The organism is Companilactobacillus kedongensis (assembly GCF_003946625.1).
Lineage (GTDB): Bacteria > Bacillota > Bacilli > Lactobacillales > Lactobacillaceae > Companilactobacillus > Companilactobacillus kedongensis.
In genome coordinates this window covers 148,153-163,968 of sequence record NZ_RHOR01000004.1, presented here as the reverse complement: position 1 = coordinate 163,968, position 15,816 = coordinate 148,153, and the positions used below count along the sequence as shown (strand labels likewise).

15 protein-coding genes are annotated in these 15,816 nt (G+C 35.4%); 5 read left to right on the top strand and 10 right to left on the bottom strand.

What is annotated here, in order from left to right:
* Positions 1–164 precede the first annotated feature (164 nt).
* The 5 genes from EKM60_RS04380 to EKM60_RS04360 form a co-directional block, all read right to left on the bottom strand.
* Positions 165–611 carry a hypothetical protein gene (locus EKM60_RS04380; protein ID WP_125712823.1) on the bottom strand — a complete coding sequence of 149 codons (447 nt, stop codon included), beginning with the start codon at positions 609–611 and terminating at the stop codon, positions 165–167.
* A gap of 97 nt (positions 612–708) precedes the next feature.
* Positions 709–1,416: an MgtC/SapB family protein gene (locus EKM60_RS04375; RefSeq protein WP_125712821.1), complete on the bottom strand. Its 708-nt coding sequence runs from the start codon at positions 1,414–1,416 to the stop codon at positions 709–711.
* A gap of 43 nt (positions 1,417–1,459) precedes the next feature.
* Complete coding sequence (locus EKM60_RS04370) at positions 1,460–1,915, bottom strand: low molecular weight protein-tyrosine-phosphatase (protein ID WP_125712819.1); 456 nt, start codon at positions 1,913–1,915, stop codon at positions 1,460–1,462.
* 14 nt (positions 1,916–1,929) lie between these two features.
* Positions 1,930–2,202, bottom strand: a complete 273-nt coding sequence (locus EKM60_RS04365; RefSeq protein WP_125712817.1) for a helix-turn-helix domain-containing protein — start codon at positions 2,200–2,202, stop codon at positions 1,930–1,932.
* 605 nt (positions 2,203–2,807) lie between these two features.
* Positions 2,808–3,689, bottom strand: coding sequence for a LysR family transcriptional regulator (locus EKM60_RS04360; protein ID WP_125712815.1), 882 nt, complete (start codon positions 3,687–3,689; stop codon positions 2,808–2,810).
* 102 nt (positions 3,690–3,791) lie between these two features.
* On the opposite strand from EKM60_RS04360, the gene EKM60_RS04355 reads away from it, so the two are divergent.
* The 4 genes from EKM60_RS04355 to EKM60_RS04340 all read left to right on the top strand — a co-directional run bounded on the left by EKM60_RS04355 (position 3,792) and on the right by EKM60_RS04340 (position 8,139).
* Complete coding sequence (locus tag EKM60_RS04355; protein ID WP_125712813.1) at positions 3,792–5,414, top strand: malolactic enzyme; 1,623 nt, start codon at positions 3,792–3,794, stop codon at positions 5,412–5,414.
* 38 nt (positions 5,415–5,452) lie between these two features.
* Entirely contained in the window at positions 5,453–6,415 is a 963-nt protein-coding gene (locus EKM60_RS04350) for an AEC family transporter (protein WP_125712811.1), read from the top strand.
* Positions 6,416–6,598: 183 nt separating this feature from the next.
* Positions 6,599–7,330: an alpha/beta hydrolase gene (locus tag EKM60_RS04345; RefSeq protein WP_125712809.1), complete on the top strand. Its 732-nt coding sequence runs from the start codon at positions 6,599–6,601 to the stop codon at positions 7,328–7,330.
* A gap of 80 nt (positions 7,331–7,410) precedes the next feature.
* Positions 7,411–8,139, top strand: coding sequence for an alpha/beta hydrolase (locus tag EKM60_RS04340; RefSeq protein WP_125712807.1), 729 nt, complete (start codon positions 7,411–7,413; stop codon positions 8,137–8,139).
* Between the two features lie 38 nt (positions 8,140–8,177).
* Here the strand turns inward: EKM60_RS04340 and EKM60_RS04335 are convergent, their stop codons facing one another.
* The 3 genes from EKM60_RS04335 to EKM60_RS04325 form a co-directional block, all read right to left on the bottom strand.
* A complete protein-coding gene (locus EKM60_RS04335) occupies positions 8,178–8,678 on the bottom strand; it encodes a DoxX family protein (RefSeq protein ID WP_125712805.1) in 501 nt (166 codons plus the stop codon).
* Positions 8,679–8,832: 154 nt separating this feature from the next.
* Entirely contained in the window at positions 8,833–10,110 is a 1,278-nt protein-coding gene (locus tag EKM60_RS04330; protein ID WP_449720065.1) for an NCS2 family permease, read from the bottom strand.
* 107 nt (positions 10,111–10,217) lie between these two features.
* Complete coding sequence (locus EKM60_RS04325; RefSeq protein ID WP_125712833.1) at positions 10,218–11,423, bottom strand: NupC/NupG family nucleoside CNT transporter; 1,206 nt, start codon at positions 11,421–11,423, stop codon at positions 10,218–10,220.
* A 695-nt stretch (positions 11,424–12,118) separates the two neighbouring features.
* Here EKM60_RS04325 and EKM60_RS04320 point away from each other — a divergent pair.
* Positions 12,119–13,465 carry a uracil-xanthine permease family protein gene (locus EKM60_RS04320; RefSeq protein ID WP_125712803.1) on the top strand — a complete coding sequence of 449 codons (1,347 nt, stop codon included), beginning with the start codon at positions 12,119–12,121 and terminating at the stop codon, positions 13,463–13,465.
* A 152-nt stretch (positions 13,466–13,617) separates the two neighbouring features.
* Here EKM60_RS04320 and EKM60_RS04315 read toward each other — a convergent pair whose 3' ends face one another.
* Positions 13,618–14,442 (bottom strand): Cof-type HAD-IIB family hydrolase, encoded by an 825-nt coding sequence (locus tag EKM60_RS04315; protein ID WP_125712801.1) that lies wholly within the window; start codon positions 14,440–14,442, stop codon positions 13,618–13,620.
* 72 nt (positions 14,443–14,514) lie between these two features.
* Positions 14,515–15,813, bottom strand: coding sequence for a 3-phosphoshikimate 1-carboxyvinyltransferase (gene aroA / locus EKM60_RS04310; protein WP_125712799.1), 1,299 nt, complete (start codon positions 15,811–15,813; stop codon positions 14,515–14,517).
* Between the last annotated feature and the right edge of the window lie 3 nt (positions 15,814–15,816).

Genomic DNA, 15,816 nt, shown 5'->3' with positions numbered 1-15,816 from the left:
GTTGCGGTACCTTTTATCCCATATTTATCCATTACTTGTTTAACTTTAATTCCGGCATTAAGATCATTAATAGCTTTTAGTTTTACATCTTTTGAAAACATAGAAAAACCCTCCTGGTTGGATTACTCCAACTAGGAGGGTGCGGTTCAGTTTGGTGGGTTCTGTTATTTTTTTAGATCAACATATGCGGCTTCGATAACGGGACGAGATGTTTCTCGACCACGTCCGGTCTCATACTGTTCTGGCTTTGAAACTTTTCCATAAAATCTGACTTCTGTACCAACAGAGAATCTGTTTGCGTTGTCGGTCTTGCTGTAATCAAATTTGAGCTTGATGATATTTGATTGATCATTCCCGTTCAAAACCACCAGCATATAACTACTGTTACTATTAAAAACAACTTTATCGACTGTACCGTATTGATATACCTTAGTTCCTGTATATAATTGCGGATTTTCGTATAAATTTTGAAACGAAACATAATTATAATCCTTACGTTTAACTACACGATTAAAATTTACAGCATCAGTTGTATTGTATTTCATTGAAATAATAGAACCGCCACTAATAAGCGTTATGAGTGAAATGCCCAATACCACTCGCTTAAACATTTAATTCCCCCTGACCTGAAAACTTTATCAGATGTCGTTTTTTATTACAACCAAGAAAAAATTATCAAAATTACAAATCACTACATTGAATTTATAATTATCCCGCGGCAATTGCTCTAACTTTGATAACATTCTCATGATTGGATAAATCCTCTATAACTGTTACGTAATTAGACTTCCTAGGTAACTTGACCTCGTAAACATTAGTATATAGATATTCACCGTCAATTCTGCTTGCCCTAAAAACCACATTACTTATAGCAATATTTTTCTTTTGGAAATAATCTAGAATAAATTTCTTTGTTTCTACTTTATTTCGATATTCGATTTCAATACTTTTTACTGCACTAACTCGTACTATTTGTTTTAAGAAAGCTACAACACCGAATACTACAACAAAACTGGTAATGGCAATCACGTAGTCACCCATACCAACGGCGATACCCATACAAGCAACCACCCACAGACTGGCAGCTGTCGTTAGTCCTTTGATATAATGATGTTCAACAATGATCGTACCAGCACCAAGAAAGCCAATCCCACTGACTACTTGTGCAATAAGTCTAGCTTCATCAGCCCTTATCACTCCCCTATATTGAGGATATTGTGCGGCTACTCTTAAAGCGTTAAAACCAATTTCTTTTTGAATCAAGGCTACAATACAAGCACCTAAACAGACCAGAATATGGGTTCTAATACCCGCTGGTCTATTTTTGTGTTCACGATCCCAACCAATAACTCCTGATATGGCAGTGGCAATAATCAATCTAACTATTATAGTAATTGCACTTAACTGCACACTAATGCCCCCTCATAAAAAAAGAGCTTGAAACAATAGTTTCTGACTCTTATTTAGTACTATTCAAAAGAAAAGCTGCCCAATATGGAACTGCCTGACTTAACTGTGAATATGTTCGATCAAATTTATGATCGTACCACGGATCTTGAATCACTTGATTGCCCTTAAATTCTAAGGCCAAGTGAATCTTGTCTTGATGGCCGCTCGACATATCATTTAAATCAACTATATTCTGATGGTCCATCCCAATTATTAAATCAGCCTCGAAAAAGTCAGTTTTAGAAATTTTCTGTGAATGATGTTCAACAATTTTTACTTGATGTTTCTTCAATTCAGCGATAGCACCAGGATGAATTGGATTCCCAGCCTCATAGTCTTCAGTTGCTCTCGACGAAACTGTTAATTTATCTTCTAAACCATGTTCAGAAATGTACTCACGCATCATCATTTCTGCCATCGGCGAACGGCAAATATTTCCTAAACAAACAAAAACAATACTTTTCATTTATTCTTCCCCAATTAGTTTATCAAACCTAGACGACGTTTGACGTCTTCTAATTGTCGTTCCAAGACAGGATCACGACGACTCAAGATGTCTAACGTACTTGTTTTAGTAGGTTCATTTGAAGTCTTTTTTGGTTTATTAATAGAAGCCTTAGCTTCATATTTTCTGACCCAAGCTGCTACTTGTTGATAAGAGATATCATATTTAGCACCGGTTTCTTTATAACCATAATTGTTTTTGATCGCATACTTCGCAATTTCAATTTGTTGTTCTTTATTATATTTCATCGTATAACTGAATACTCCTAGTAACTTAGTAACAAAATTATACCATATTACAACCTATTTCCTGAAGTGGAGCCGCACATGGCGTCAAAACCAAAAAAAATGCATAAAAAAATGGCAGCTCAGGGAGGAACTACCATTCAGGGTAATAACAGATTATCAGACTGTTATAAACATGAAATTATCAAGGAAGAGGAAACAGGGATTTCCTCTCCAACGAGTAATATATCATAACGTATCTATATATATAAGTATAGATTCTATATATCGGTAAATAATCGCATTATTATATCCTCTAACACCGCGTCAGACTAGCGATTATGAACCTTTTCCAATATTTTGCTATATTTTATTATTTTCAATATTTTGTTGTAAAAAAAAAGCCGAATTGCTTCGACTTCCCCAGAAACAGCTGCTCTTAAGAACTATCCCAATAGATTGTCTGTTTCTGTAAAGATAATTTGTTGGATCAAAGTCGACTATTTGACACTAAATTATCTGTCACCGAATAGCCGGATTAATCCTTACTTACTATTGGCATCTATAATTATATATCACTCTCAATAGACACGTATACCACAAAAAATTCATAGCATTTTATTGAAATATTAATTTTTAGTTGAAGTAGCCTCGAAAATACTAATTAATTTTTCAAAAACTGAACCTTTAATCGTCCCACGACGATAAACCAACATTATATAAAAAGGCGGCAGTTCCAATTTATCGATTTTCAATTCTTGAATACCAGTTAAAGGTCTAATCGCAGTTTCAGTTATAAAACTGATTCCTTTATTTTCCTTAACTAAATCCAAAAGTAGTTTATAGTCGCTAGTCTGAAAGATTATTTTAGGTGAAACATTGTATTTATCAATGAAGTTATTAAAGACCTGTTGATGAACGGACTTTTCATCCAAAATAATAAAATCCTCATCTATCAGATCCGTTAATTTCAAATTTGCCTTAAACTTACGGTCTTCACTAGCGATTATTTTAAAATGATGTGTGTCCAACAATTTATAATCTAAATCTGGATCATCAGGTAAAGTTGTCGAGCCTAAGAGAGATAAATCAATATCTCCGTTTTTTAATTTAGCTAGTAATTCCTTAGAGCCATCTATCACAGGAACAATTCGATTCAAATAATCAAATCGCTTTAACTCATTAAAAATTTTGGGTACCAAATAATTGGTAATTATCGGGGGCAGACCCATTTTAATTTGTTTTTGCTTGATTCTTGAAAGATCTGTCTTAACTAAATGATCTTCACGCAATATCTTATTGATATGTTGTAATAATTGTTCACCGGCAAAAGTTAGAGACAACGAATTAGCATAACTTTTTCTTTCTACCAATTTGGTATCGTATTCTGTTTCCAATCTTTTCAAAGCATAAGTTATCGTTGGCTGACTGACTTTGAAATAATGAGCAGTCTCCGAAAAGCTCTTCATATTGCTTAATTTTTGAAAATATCTGAAATCATTTAAATTCATGATTATCACCTATAAATATTTTTTATCAATTGTAACATATTTGACTATATTTTTTATAAGGAATTATAGTACGTCACGAAAGTTATTTCAGGAGGCAAAGTTATGACATACACAGGTTTAGATTTACTAAATAATCCCTTTTTAAATAAGGGAACTGCTTTTACAAAAGAAGAAAGAAAGGCAAATAAAATCGAAGGTTTACTACCTCCATTCGTTCAGACTCTTGATCAGCAAGTCGCTCAAGCATACGAACAATATGGTGCAAAACCTACTCCATTGGCAAAGCGCATGTACTTGATGGATCTTTTCAATGAGAATCGTACATTGTTCTACAAACTATTCAGTGAACATGTTTATGATTTCATGCCCGTTGTTTACGATCCAACTATTGCTGATACAATCGAAAATTATAGCCACTTTTTCTTAGATCCACAAAACGCTGCGTTCTTATCAATTGATGATCAAGATGATATGGAAGCTACATTAAAGAACGCTGCCGGTGATCGTGATATTAAATTGATTGTTGTTACTGATGGCGAGGGAATCCTTGGTATTGGTGATTGGGGTCTACAAGGTGTAGATATTTCAGTTGGTAAACTTATGGTTTATACAGCTGCTGCCGGAGTTGATCCTAAGTCTGTTCTACCAGTTGTTCTTGATGCTGGTACAAACAACAAAGAATTATTAAATGATGATTTATATCTTGGTAATCATCATGAACGTGTTACAGGTGATAATTATTATGCATTCGTCGACAAATTTGTTGCTCTTGCAGAGGATTTATTCCCCGACATGTATCTTCATTTTGAAGACTTTGGTCGTGACAATGCTGCCAATATCTTGAATAAATATAAAGATCAAATTTTGACATTTAACGATGATATCCAAGGAACTGGTATTATCACTCTTGCTGGTATCTTGGGTGCTTTGAATATTTCTAAAGAAAAATTCACTGATCAAGTTTATATGTCATTTGGTGCTGGTACTGCCGGTGCTGGTATTGCCAAACGTATCTTTGATGCAATGGTCGAAGAAGGTTTATCTGAAGAAGAAGCTAAGAAACACTTCTATCTAGTTGATAAGCAAGGTCTATTGTTTGATGATACTGAAGGTCTAACACCTGAACAAAAGCCATTTACAAGAAGTCGCAGTGAATTTGCTAACGCAGATGAACTAATAACTCTTGAAGCTGCTGTTAAAGCCGTTCACCCTACTATTCTTGTTGGTACGTCAACACAACCTGGTACCTTTACAGAATCCATCATCAAAGAAATGGCTGCACATACAGCACGTCCCATCATCTTCCCACTATCAAATCCTACAAAACTTGCTGAAGCAAAAGCTGAAGATCTTTTGAAGTGGACTGATGGTAAAGCTCTAGTTGCAACTGGTATTCCAGTCGAACCAGTTGAAATGAATGGCGTTACATACGTTATTGGTCAAGCTAACAACGCTCTTGTATATCCTGGACTTGGTCTTGGTGCAATGGCCGTCAATGCTAAATTACTTAGTGACGGCATGATCAATAAAGCTGCTCATTCACTTGGTGGAATCGTTGATCCAACAGAAGCTGGTGCTGCTGTATTGCCTCCAGTTTCAAAGCTAGATGAATTTAGTATGACAGTTGCTATGGGCGTTGCTCAACAAGCAATTGAAGAGAAATTAACTGATGCCACGGATGCTAAAAAAGCTATCAATGACATCAAATGGGAACCAAAATATTAATTTTAGGAATTAAGTTATAAGAGAAGGGGAATTATCTCATGGAAGCATTCATTACCTCACTAGAAAGTGTTGCTGAAATCGTAATCGTTATCGCCCTTGGCTACTGGTTAAGAAGTTCAGGTCGTCTAGGTGACGAGTTTAAAGGAAATATCTCATTTATTATTATGAAGATCGCCCTACCAGCATCTATTTTCGTTTCAGTATTAAAATATTTAACACGTGACAAATTAGCTAGTCTTTCAGGTGGTTTAGTCTTTGCCTTTGCCAGTTTTGCCTGCAGTTATTTACTAGCCTGGATCCTTACTAAAGTGTTCCGTATTAGAAAAGGTCGTCGCGGTACATTCATCAACATGTTTGCCAATGCTAATACGATCTTCATTGGTCTACCACTAAACATGGCATTGTTTGGAACAAAGAGTTTGCCTTACTTCCTTGTTTACTATGTTATGAATACTATTTCAACTTGGGCCATCGGCGTCTTCTTTATCTCAAGTGATGATCCAACTGTTGAAAAAGGTGCTAAGAAAGACTTTAACTGGAAGAAACTATTACCTGCTCCACTTGTTGGCTTCTTAGTTTCACTAGTATTCTTACTACTGGCTATTCCTGTTCCACTATGGATCGATAAAACTTTAGACATGGTTGGTGGTATTGTTACACCAATGTCTCTTATCTACATTGGTATTATCTTGGCTGATGCCGGTCTTAAATCAATCGGCTTTGACCGTGATACAGTACTCGCCCTACTGGGAAGATTCGTCTTTGCTCCCGCAATTATGATCGGTTTCGTAATGCTCGGTAGCTCAATGGGTCATCCAATGCCTAGTTTGGAAAGCAGCACATTGATCATTCAAGCAGCTGCTCCTGGACTTGCTGTTCTACCTATCTTGGTTGGACAATCACATGGTGATGTTGAATACGCAACTAACGTAGTTACAACTTCAACTGTTTTATTCGTAGTCGTTGTTCCTATCTTGATGCAGATTGTTAATTTTATCTAATTAACCATTCAAAAGAATCCTCTCCGATTCATTCATATAAAAAAAGCTCATACAAAAATGTATGAGCTTTTTTGTTACTTCCATAAACATATCTTATGTAACTATAAATTTAGCTTGGCTTGACAACTTTTGATATAAGAACCAAACTTCTTAATGAAGTGACAACTATTTGGAGGTAAATTTATGACATTATTAAATACAAGTTTTAAAACAAATTATCTGCACACATATTTCAAAACGACTATCGTGATACCAGATTCTGGAAAGGCCAATTATAAAGCTGTCTGGTTATTACATGGCTATACTGCCGACGACACTACTTGGATACGAAACGTCAATATTGAGAAGCTTGCGGACAAATATGACCTAGCTATCGTCATGCCCGAAGGTAGAAATGCGTTTTATACCGACTCTAACTTTATTCCTTATTACAGTTTCTTCATTAAAGAACTGATTCCCAAAGTTCAAGACCTCCTACCCATCTCTTCAAAAGCTGAAGACAATTACGTTGCTGGTGTAAGCATGGGTGGCTACGGAGCTCTAAAATTTGGCTTAGAGAATCCCGGAAAATTCAGTCGTATTGCGGCTATGTCGCCAGTTGCTGATATTGAACACTTTAGAAATAATTCCAAGAGTCCGATGCCGATCAATACCTTTGATACCATCTTTGACTCACCTAAAAAGCTACATGACAATCAATTAGCAAATATTCTAAAAGATGTTGACACCACTGATCAAAAGATACTTCAATTATGTGGCGACGCTGACTTTATGCACGAAGATAATATCGTTCTAAAAGGCCAGTTAACTGATAAATTTAAGACCAACTACACTTGGATGCCAGTCTCAGGAGATCATTCTTGGACGACTTGGAGTGCAAACATCGATCAAGTTCTAAATTGGTTTACTAAATAATTTTTAAAAGTTGTGCGATTGGACTTTAAAATATAGATTTATTATCATTAATACTAGTTAAAATAATCGAGGTATAACGTATGACATTAATAAATCTCAGCTATCGCACAAATTATCTACATACTTATTTCAAGACGACTGCCGTTGTTCCAGATACTGGCAAGTCGACGTATAAAGCAGTTTGGTTATTACATGGATATACTGGTGATGATTCCGCTTGGATAAGACATGCAAATATTGAGGAAATTGCTCGTAAACACGATTGGGCCATAATTATGCCGGAAGCTAGAAATGCCTTTTACAGCGATTCTGACTTCATCCCCTACTACAGTTTCTTCATTAATGAATACATGCCTAAGATCCAATCTCTACTACCTATATCAACAGATGTTTCTGACAACTATATTGCTGGATCAAGCATGGGTGGTTACGGAGCTTTAAAGATTGCTTTTAAGAATCCTGATAAATTCAGCAAGGTAGCCGGTTTATCTCCAATAGTCGATATCGAAAAGTTCAGAAATAATCCCAAATCGCCAATGGAAAAGAAGACATTCGATACGATTTTCGATAGTCCGAAAAAGATTGCCGATAATCAGTTAGTCAATATCTTCAATCGCGAACACCCACAACTAAAAGTTCTAACTATTTGTGGGGATGACGACTATATGCACGAAGATAACGTCATGTTCAAAAACTTCTTGGGTGTTCATCTAAAAGATAGTTTTACTTATATGGCTGTTGATGGAGATCACTCATGGAATACCTGGGTTGGCAACATTAATAACGTAATGAATTGGTTTGAAAAATAAAAAATCAGCTCTGCATATTATGCAAGGCTGATTTTTTTTTACGATTTATTTACTTTTGACTGTTTAAAGATGTGTGTTCTGATCCAAGGAATTACCCAAAAATCCAAACCAATTTTACCAGCATTGAAGCCAGCAAAGATAATAAACATTTCTAAGAAAATATATTCAGGGTTAACTGAGATTGCTCCAGCTAACATGTATGAGAAGTTCATCAACATAGCGAAGAATGTAGCTGCTGTTGTTAAACAACCAAAGATAAGACCTAGACCAACTAGTAATTCACCCCAAGCAACCATAAAACTGATTGCACCAGAATTTGGAAGTACGATGTGTTGGATCATGCCATTAAACCATGGATACAATACATTTCCTTCTGGTCCCTTAACTGGATTCTTAATAACTCCCATCAACATCCCTGAAGCTGAAAAGCCGCTAGTAATCTTACCAAAACCAGCAATTGCCCACTCGAAACCTAAATAAATTCTGATAATGGCTAAGATAATAGAAGCATACTTATTATTACGTAAAAATTTTACCATTTGTTTCATCTCCCAATTTGATAACAAACTGTATAGTACTCCTTTGAATGTTTATTCACAAGCAATTTGTTTTAAATATGGAATATTTTTTATAACATGCTGACATATTACAATAGAACATAAAAAGTCAGTTGGAGAATATCCAAGCGACTTTTTAAATTACTGCTGATAATACTAAATTGATCAAAAATAAGGTTGAAACGGTCAAAATAACTGGATTAATATCTTCTCTCTTTTTAGCAAAAATTTTTACTAAGGGGTATGAAATAAACCCAAACTGTAATCCCGTTGAAATGCTTCCTGTTAAGGGAATCAAAGTGATAATTAAAAATGGCGGTATCCAGTCATCTAATTCCCGCATATCGATACTAGACAGATCCTTCATCATGAGGGCTCCAGTGATGATGATAACTGGTGAAATGGCGGCTTGTGGGATCATTGCTATAAATGGCGCAACCACTACCGAAACTCCAAATAAAATTCCTGTTACCAATGCTGTGATACCTGAGCGACCCCCGCTTTGAATACCTGAGGCACTCTCTGCTGCAGCAACAGTCGGACTTGTTGATAATCCTGCTGATAAAACAGCCGTGACTGAACTGGCCTGAAAGGCCTTCTTAAATTTCTTAGAATCTTCTAGTAAACCTTGTAATAATCCCATCGATTCAAAGATCAAAATCATCGACATTGAGAATATTGCGATGATAAATTTAGCACTGAAAAGGCTCGAAAAATCAAATTGGAATAATGATTGTGAAAACTTTCCGATATCATTTAACGAAACAGACGAGGTTGAAGAACCATGGACACCCAATAATTTAGCGATAATAGTGGTAATAATGATCCCAATCAGAAAATCACCAGGGATTTTTTTCATCATTAAAAATAAACAGATCAAAATACCCAAAAAAGCTACCAAAGTTGTCATATTAGCAATGGAACCAAAAGACAATAATGAACGATCACCGCCAGATTTGATAATTTCGGCCTTTTCCATCCCTAGTTCAACTAAAAATAATCCTATTCCGACAGTTATTCCTCGTTTCAAATTATCAGGGATATCATTTGATAAAATCTCACTCAAAGGTGTAAAAGCAACGATAACATAAACTATCCCACTAAACAAAGAGACAGTTAAAGCTTGTTGCCACGTCAGATGCATACTTCCAACCAAAGTATAGGTAAAAAAAGCATTAACTCCCATCCCTGGTGTTAAAGTGATCGGACTATCACCCCAAAATGCCATAATCAGACAACCAATCAGCGAAGAAAAAGCTGTGGCAAAGAATGTCACCTCAACTGACATTCCAGCATCTTTTAAAATCATCGGATTAACGATCAGAATATACGAAATTGCAAAGAAGCTAGTTATTCCCGCAATTATTTCTTTTTTTAAACTTATTCCATTCTTTATGTTTTGTAACAAATACAATTCCCCCAAATGTGTTAAATATAATTTTCACACATATTTCAGTATATCAAAAAGCGCAAACCTTTTTCAGATTTGCGCTTTTTAGTCTGGAGGATGTCAATTTCAATTTACCAAACGAACAAGCCGACAAATGCGGCTGATAATAGTGAAACGAGAATACCTGATAACAACATGTAACCTACATTTTTAGAAATTGTATCATTCTTTTCTTTGCTCACGATACCCTTAAAACAACCGATAATCATTCCTAGGGTCGAGAAATTAGCAAATGATGTGATAAAGACCGTTAAAACGGCTTTGAAATGCGGATCAAATTTACCAACGATCCCAGTTACTTTACCCATAACCACAAATTCATTAGTTACTAACTTTGTTCCCATATACTGAGCCATCTGAAATGAATCATGACCGTTAAGACCTAGTAACCAAGCAAAGGGATACATAATAATTCCTAAGATATGTTCCAGTGTTAACCATGGATTAACTAGCTGAAGAATTTTATCTATCAAAGCAGCTAGTGCAACAAAGGCAATAACATTTGCGGCAATGATCAAGATAAGTTTACCAGCACCAAGGATAGAATCACCTAAGAATGAGAAGAATGGTTCTTTCTTACCACTCTCGCTTTCTCCACTAAGTTTAGCAACAGTATCTTCTTCAGGCGTTACTGTAACCGGATTTAACAAACTAGTTACAATAATGGCATTAATTATATTGATCGGAATAGCTGTCAAAACAAATCTACCCGGCATCATTTGAATGTAGGCTCCAATAATTGAAGCCGTAACACAACTCATTGACATCATCGCCAAAGTTACATTACGTTGTGCTTTCATCTTTTTTAATTGCAAACTTGAAACGGCTAAAGCTTCTGTATTACCTAAGAACATCATTTCTACTGCGAAAAATGATTCAAACTTAGGTTGTCCAGTGATAAAGGATAAACCTTTGCCGATCCATTTGATAATAAATGGTAAAACACCAATATATGTCAAAATATCAAATAATGGCACAATTAGTAAAATTGGTAGCAGAGCACTTGTCACAAAGTCCATTTGCTTTACATGGACCCAACTTGGAAGTGCAAATTCAATTCCGACATATGCCACCTGAACCAACCAATTAAAACCGTCAGCAGCGCCAGAAACAATTGCACGACCAATCCCAAAACTTGTCAAAAACCAGGCCAATACTAAGTTCAGTACAACCATGATTGCAATTGACTTCCATTGAATTGCTTTTCTATCTTTAGAGAACAGGAAGCCAATGGCAAGAAAAATAACTAGACCTATAATATTAACTACTAGGTACATACCCATTTTTTTAACCCCTTTTTCTGTAGTAGATAACTCCAGCATATTTTATACAATATCATCATTTTTCAATGAAGATTCAAAATAACATCATATTAGCTTAAATATGTTGAAGTTAATCCATCCTCCAGACGGATAAGTAATTAAACTTCAAATCTATTTGAAATTTCTTATAATATATCTATTTAACTTATTAATGTAAAGAATTTTTTTAAATAAAAAACGACCAAACAATTAGTTGGTCCGATTGGTTGATTGTAGAAATGTTGATTTAACTTATAGATAGAACGAATTCTATATTAATTTTAATCTAATTATCATTTAATCTTTATTCAAAAGTATACGTATAGCTTATATTTATTGCATTAATATTATTAAAAAAATCAAAATGACAGTAATTTCCGAACATTTTACTCTTTATTATAGTTAACATACATGTTAGTCTATTAACTATTATCTTTTAAGGAAGTGTCAGATTATCACCTATCAAAACGTTTATGAGGAAAGTTCTTCAACGTTGTTTGACAAGGCGGATTTTACACCCAATGTTCTCACGTGTATTTTAATACCCGCGAATGAACCGGATTATAAATCGGTCAAGCAAACTGCGACTAGATCTTCTCGAGGTCAGACAATCGTCCAGTTTGTTCTGCCCGATTTTTTTAGTTCCAAGATCATTCAAAGGGGGATACATAATGGAAAATAAAAGTAGTCTTTTAGTGGGACCAGACGATAAAGTCGGTTTGGTTGAATCAGGATTTCTAGGCTTACAACACGTTTTAGCAATGGACATTTATGTTCCACCAATAATATTGGCTGGAATGATGGCTATGAGCTTACCCGATCAAATGGGATTGTTACAATCGACTTTTTTAGCTGCCGGTATTGGAACAATCTTACAAACATATTTCTTCATGAAAATGCCAGTATCGCAAGGTCCATCATTTGTACCACTTGGTGCTGCAGCTGGAGTAGTCCTAGCTTCTGGTGGAGTTAAAGGAAACGGTATGGGAAATTTGATCGGTGCTTTATTGATCGGATCAATTATTTTAATAATTATGGGTGCTACCGGGGTTTTCCAAAAAATCATTAGCAAATTAGTCCCTGCTTTGGTTGGAGGAACGATCATCACTTGTGTTGGATTATCTTTGATCCCTTCAGCATTGAATGACAATATTTTTAAAGCCTCTGGAAATATCAATAATAATATTATCTTAGCTTCCATTACTGCTCTTACCTTACTGATTGCTGTCGGTATTAGCATGCATTTCCCTGGTGTCCGTCGTTTCTTTAGAACTGGTTCAATTATTTTAGCGTTGGCAGTCGGTACGATCGTTTCTACTATGATGGGTATCTTTGATTGGAAAACCGTTTCTAATGCAGCCTGGTTCAGCCTTCCTCAACGGACCGTCTTCCACTACGGAATTCACTTTTCAGCTTCAGCAATTATCACTTTTATTATTATCTATGCAGTTATCACAACGGAAACAACTGGTACCTGGTTTGCTATGGGCGCAGTTACAAATCACGAGATCAGTAAGAAACAATGGAACATGGGAATTATTGGCGAAGGCTTTAGTTGCCTTATCGCCTCCCTATTAGGTACAACGCCCGTAACAGGATATTCAACTAATGCTGGTATTATTTCTATTACTGGTGTCGCTAGTAAAAGGGTTTTCTTATTCGCTGGAATTTGGTTCGCGGTTCTAGGTTTCTTCAGTAAATTATCGGCCTTTTTAGCTGCAATTCCTGCACCCGTTATTGGCGGTGTATTTGCTATTATCTGTGTAACGATCATGCTCAACGGTTTAAATGTTATTCGTAATCTTCACACAACTGACCGTGATCTCTATATAATCGGTTTACCAATCATTTTGACCTTAGCTTTAGTATTGTTGCCAGCTTCAGTTACTAAACAAGCACCACAGCTATTGCAATACTTATTGGGATCACCGATCGCAATTGCAGCAGTTTCCGCAATCTTGTTAAATCTATTAATGCCAAAAGTTAAAGAAGCCGTTTCTAAAACTGAAATTGCCTAAAAATTATTCTTGTCTTAAATATGCAGCATAAACGTGTAACAAAGCATAGTTTTTTCCGCTTAAAAAAAATGGCTCCAGTAATCCAAAATCAGATTACTGGGGCCATTTTTTTAATACTCAAAAGCTAACCATATTTTGTCACACTCTGTTTTCTATTCATCAAATTCACCATTTAAAACACGTTCGATCATAAAAGAAACACCATTATCATTATTATTCTTAGTAATGGTCCAAGATTCGTCCTTGATAAGATCAATAGCATTATCCATAGCAACTCCATAGCCAACATTTCTGATCATTTCTAAATCATTTCCGTAATCACCAAAACACATAAAATCAGTGATAGGAATATTCTCATATTCAGAAATCTTTTGTAATGCCACTAGTTTTGAAACATCCAGAGCGTTTACTTCAAAATAATCGCTACCTGATCGGCTAACGGTGACCGGCAATGCTACTAAAGATTCTATTTTCTTCTTCAATTCAGATAGACGTTTCGGTGTCGTACTGAAACAAACTTTATAAATCTCAAAATCATTATCTTTATTGACTTCACGTAATTTTGTAAAATCTTCAGCTCGTAAGTGATGTCGATCCATTCCCTCATAATAAGCTGAAAAGTTGTGATTAGGATCATAAATATACGAACTATTTAATCCATCCAAAACAACTTTAAAATTACTGAATTCTACCCTTTTAAAGATTTCTTCAACAACTTCTTTGTCCATTGGAGTATCGACAATTTTTTTACCATCAGGGTCAACGACCACTGCTCCATTTAAGACCACTCGATAACCTGGTACTTTTAAATCTTTGGAAAAAAATCCATTAACAGAGTGTAATGTTCTGCCGGAACAAATGGCATACTTTATCCCTGCTTTTACTGCCTTTTGGATAGTCGCAATATTTTCCTCTGAAATTTTGCTATAACTATTCAACAAAGTCCCATCCAAGTCGGTTCCGATAAATTTAATCATTAAGTAACCCCTTACATAATTTCACTACCGTTATCATACGATAACAGTCACAAAAAAAGAAGTTCTTAATGTCTAAAAACCTACTAATTTCTTCAAATCTGAAATAAAGTTAGGATATGATACGTCAATTGCTTCAATATTTTTAATTTGAAATGGAGTCTTAGTCAAATTAGATGCGATCACTAGCATCATCGCTATACGGTGATCTTTGTGACTGTCGACATCATCTTTAACATTAACTTTTTGACTTCCTTCAATAACGATCGAAGCGTCGTTTATCTGCATGACAATTCCCAATTTCGCCAATTCTGTACGCATATTTCTAACTCGTTCACTGTTTTGAAGATAGACATCTTGAACTTCTTCTATAACCGTTTTCCCGGTTGCCTGAGAAGCCATCAGAGCAATTAAAGGTATTTCATCAATAATAGTTGGTACTTGTTCAGCGGTGATCGTAGTTCCATGAAGTGACTGTGTTCCCACAGTAATATCACCATAAGGTTCAATATTGTTAACACGATTAGTAATCGTAATTTTTCCGCCCATTTGTTCAATCACATTTAAAAGTCCGATCCTAGTAGGATTAAGTCCAACTTTTCGCAAGGTTATTTGGCTATCTTTAGATAACATTGCTCCTACCAAATAAAATGAAGCTGAAGAAAAATCTCCGGGGATAGTTAAGTTTTTTCCCTTTAATTTTGTCTTTTTAGGATCAACAGTAATTACCTTAGAATTCATATCAATATTTGCTCCAAAGTAATTAGCTAGAACCTCGGTATGATTTCTAGTCGCTATTTTGCGAATGATCGTTGTCTTTGATTTAGCAAATAATCCAGCTAAGATCAACGCACTTTTAATTTGAGCACTGGATATTTCTTGTTGATAGGTAATACCATTTAAAGAATCACTACCGATAGTCTTTAGCGGCAGAGCTTCTTCAGAAGTCGAATCATAGCTAACTCCCATCTGCTTTAGAAGATCTAATAAACCATTTTGAGGACGTTTCTTTAAGAAATCTCCTCCATCAATAATATATTCTTGCGGTACTGAAGCCAAAACTCCCAATAATAAACTTTCCAATTCGCCAACGTTATGTATCTCTAATGGCTTATCAACTGGATTAAAACTATGATCGGTTCCTTTAATGATCATCCCTTTAGTACTTGGTTCAGAGTGAATCTTAGCGCCCAATTCTTTAAATATTCGGACAGTTGTAGCTAGATCTTCTGAGAAAGAAAAGTTGCTAAGCTGGGTGACACCCTTAGCTATGGAACCAAACATGATGGCCCTATGAGAAATACTTTTATCTCCAGGAACAGTTATTTCACCATTTAATGAATATTTTTTAGGTTGTGTATTAAAGTTAAACATTTT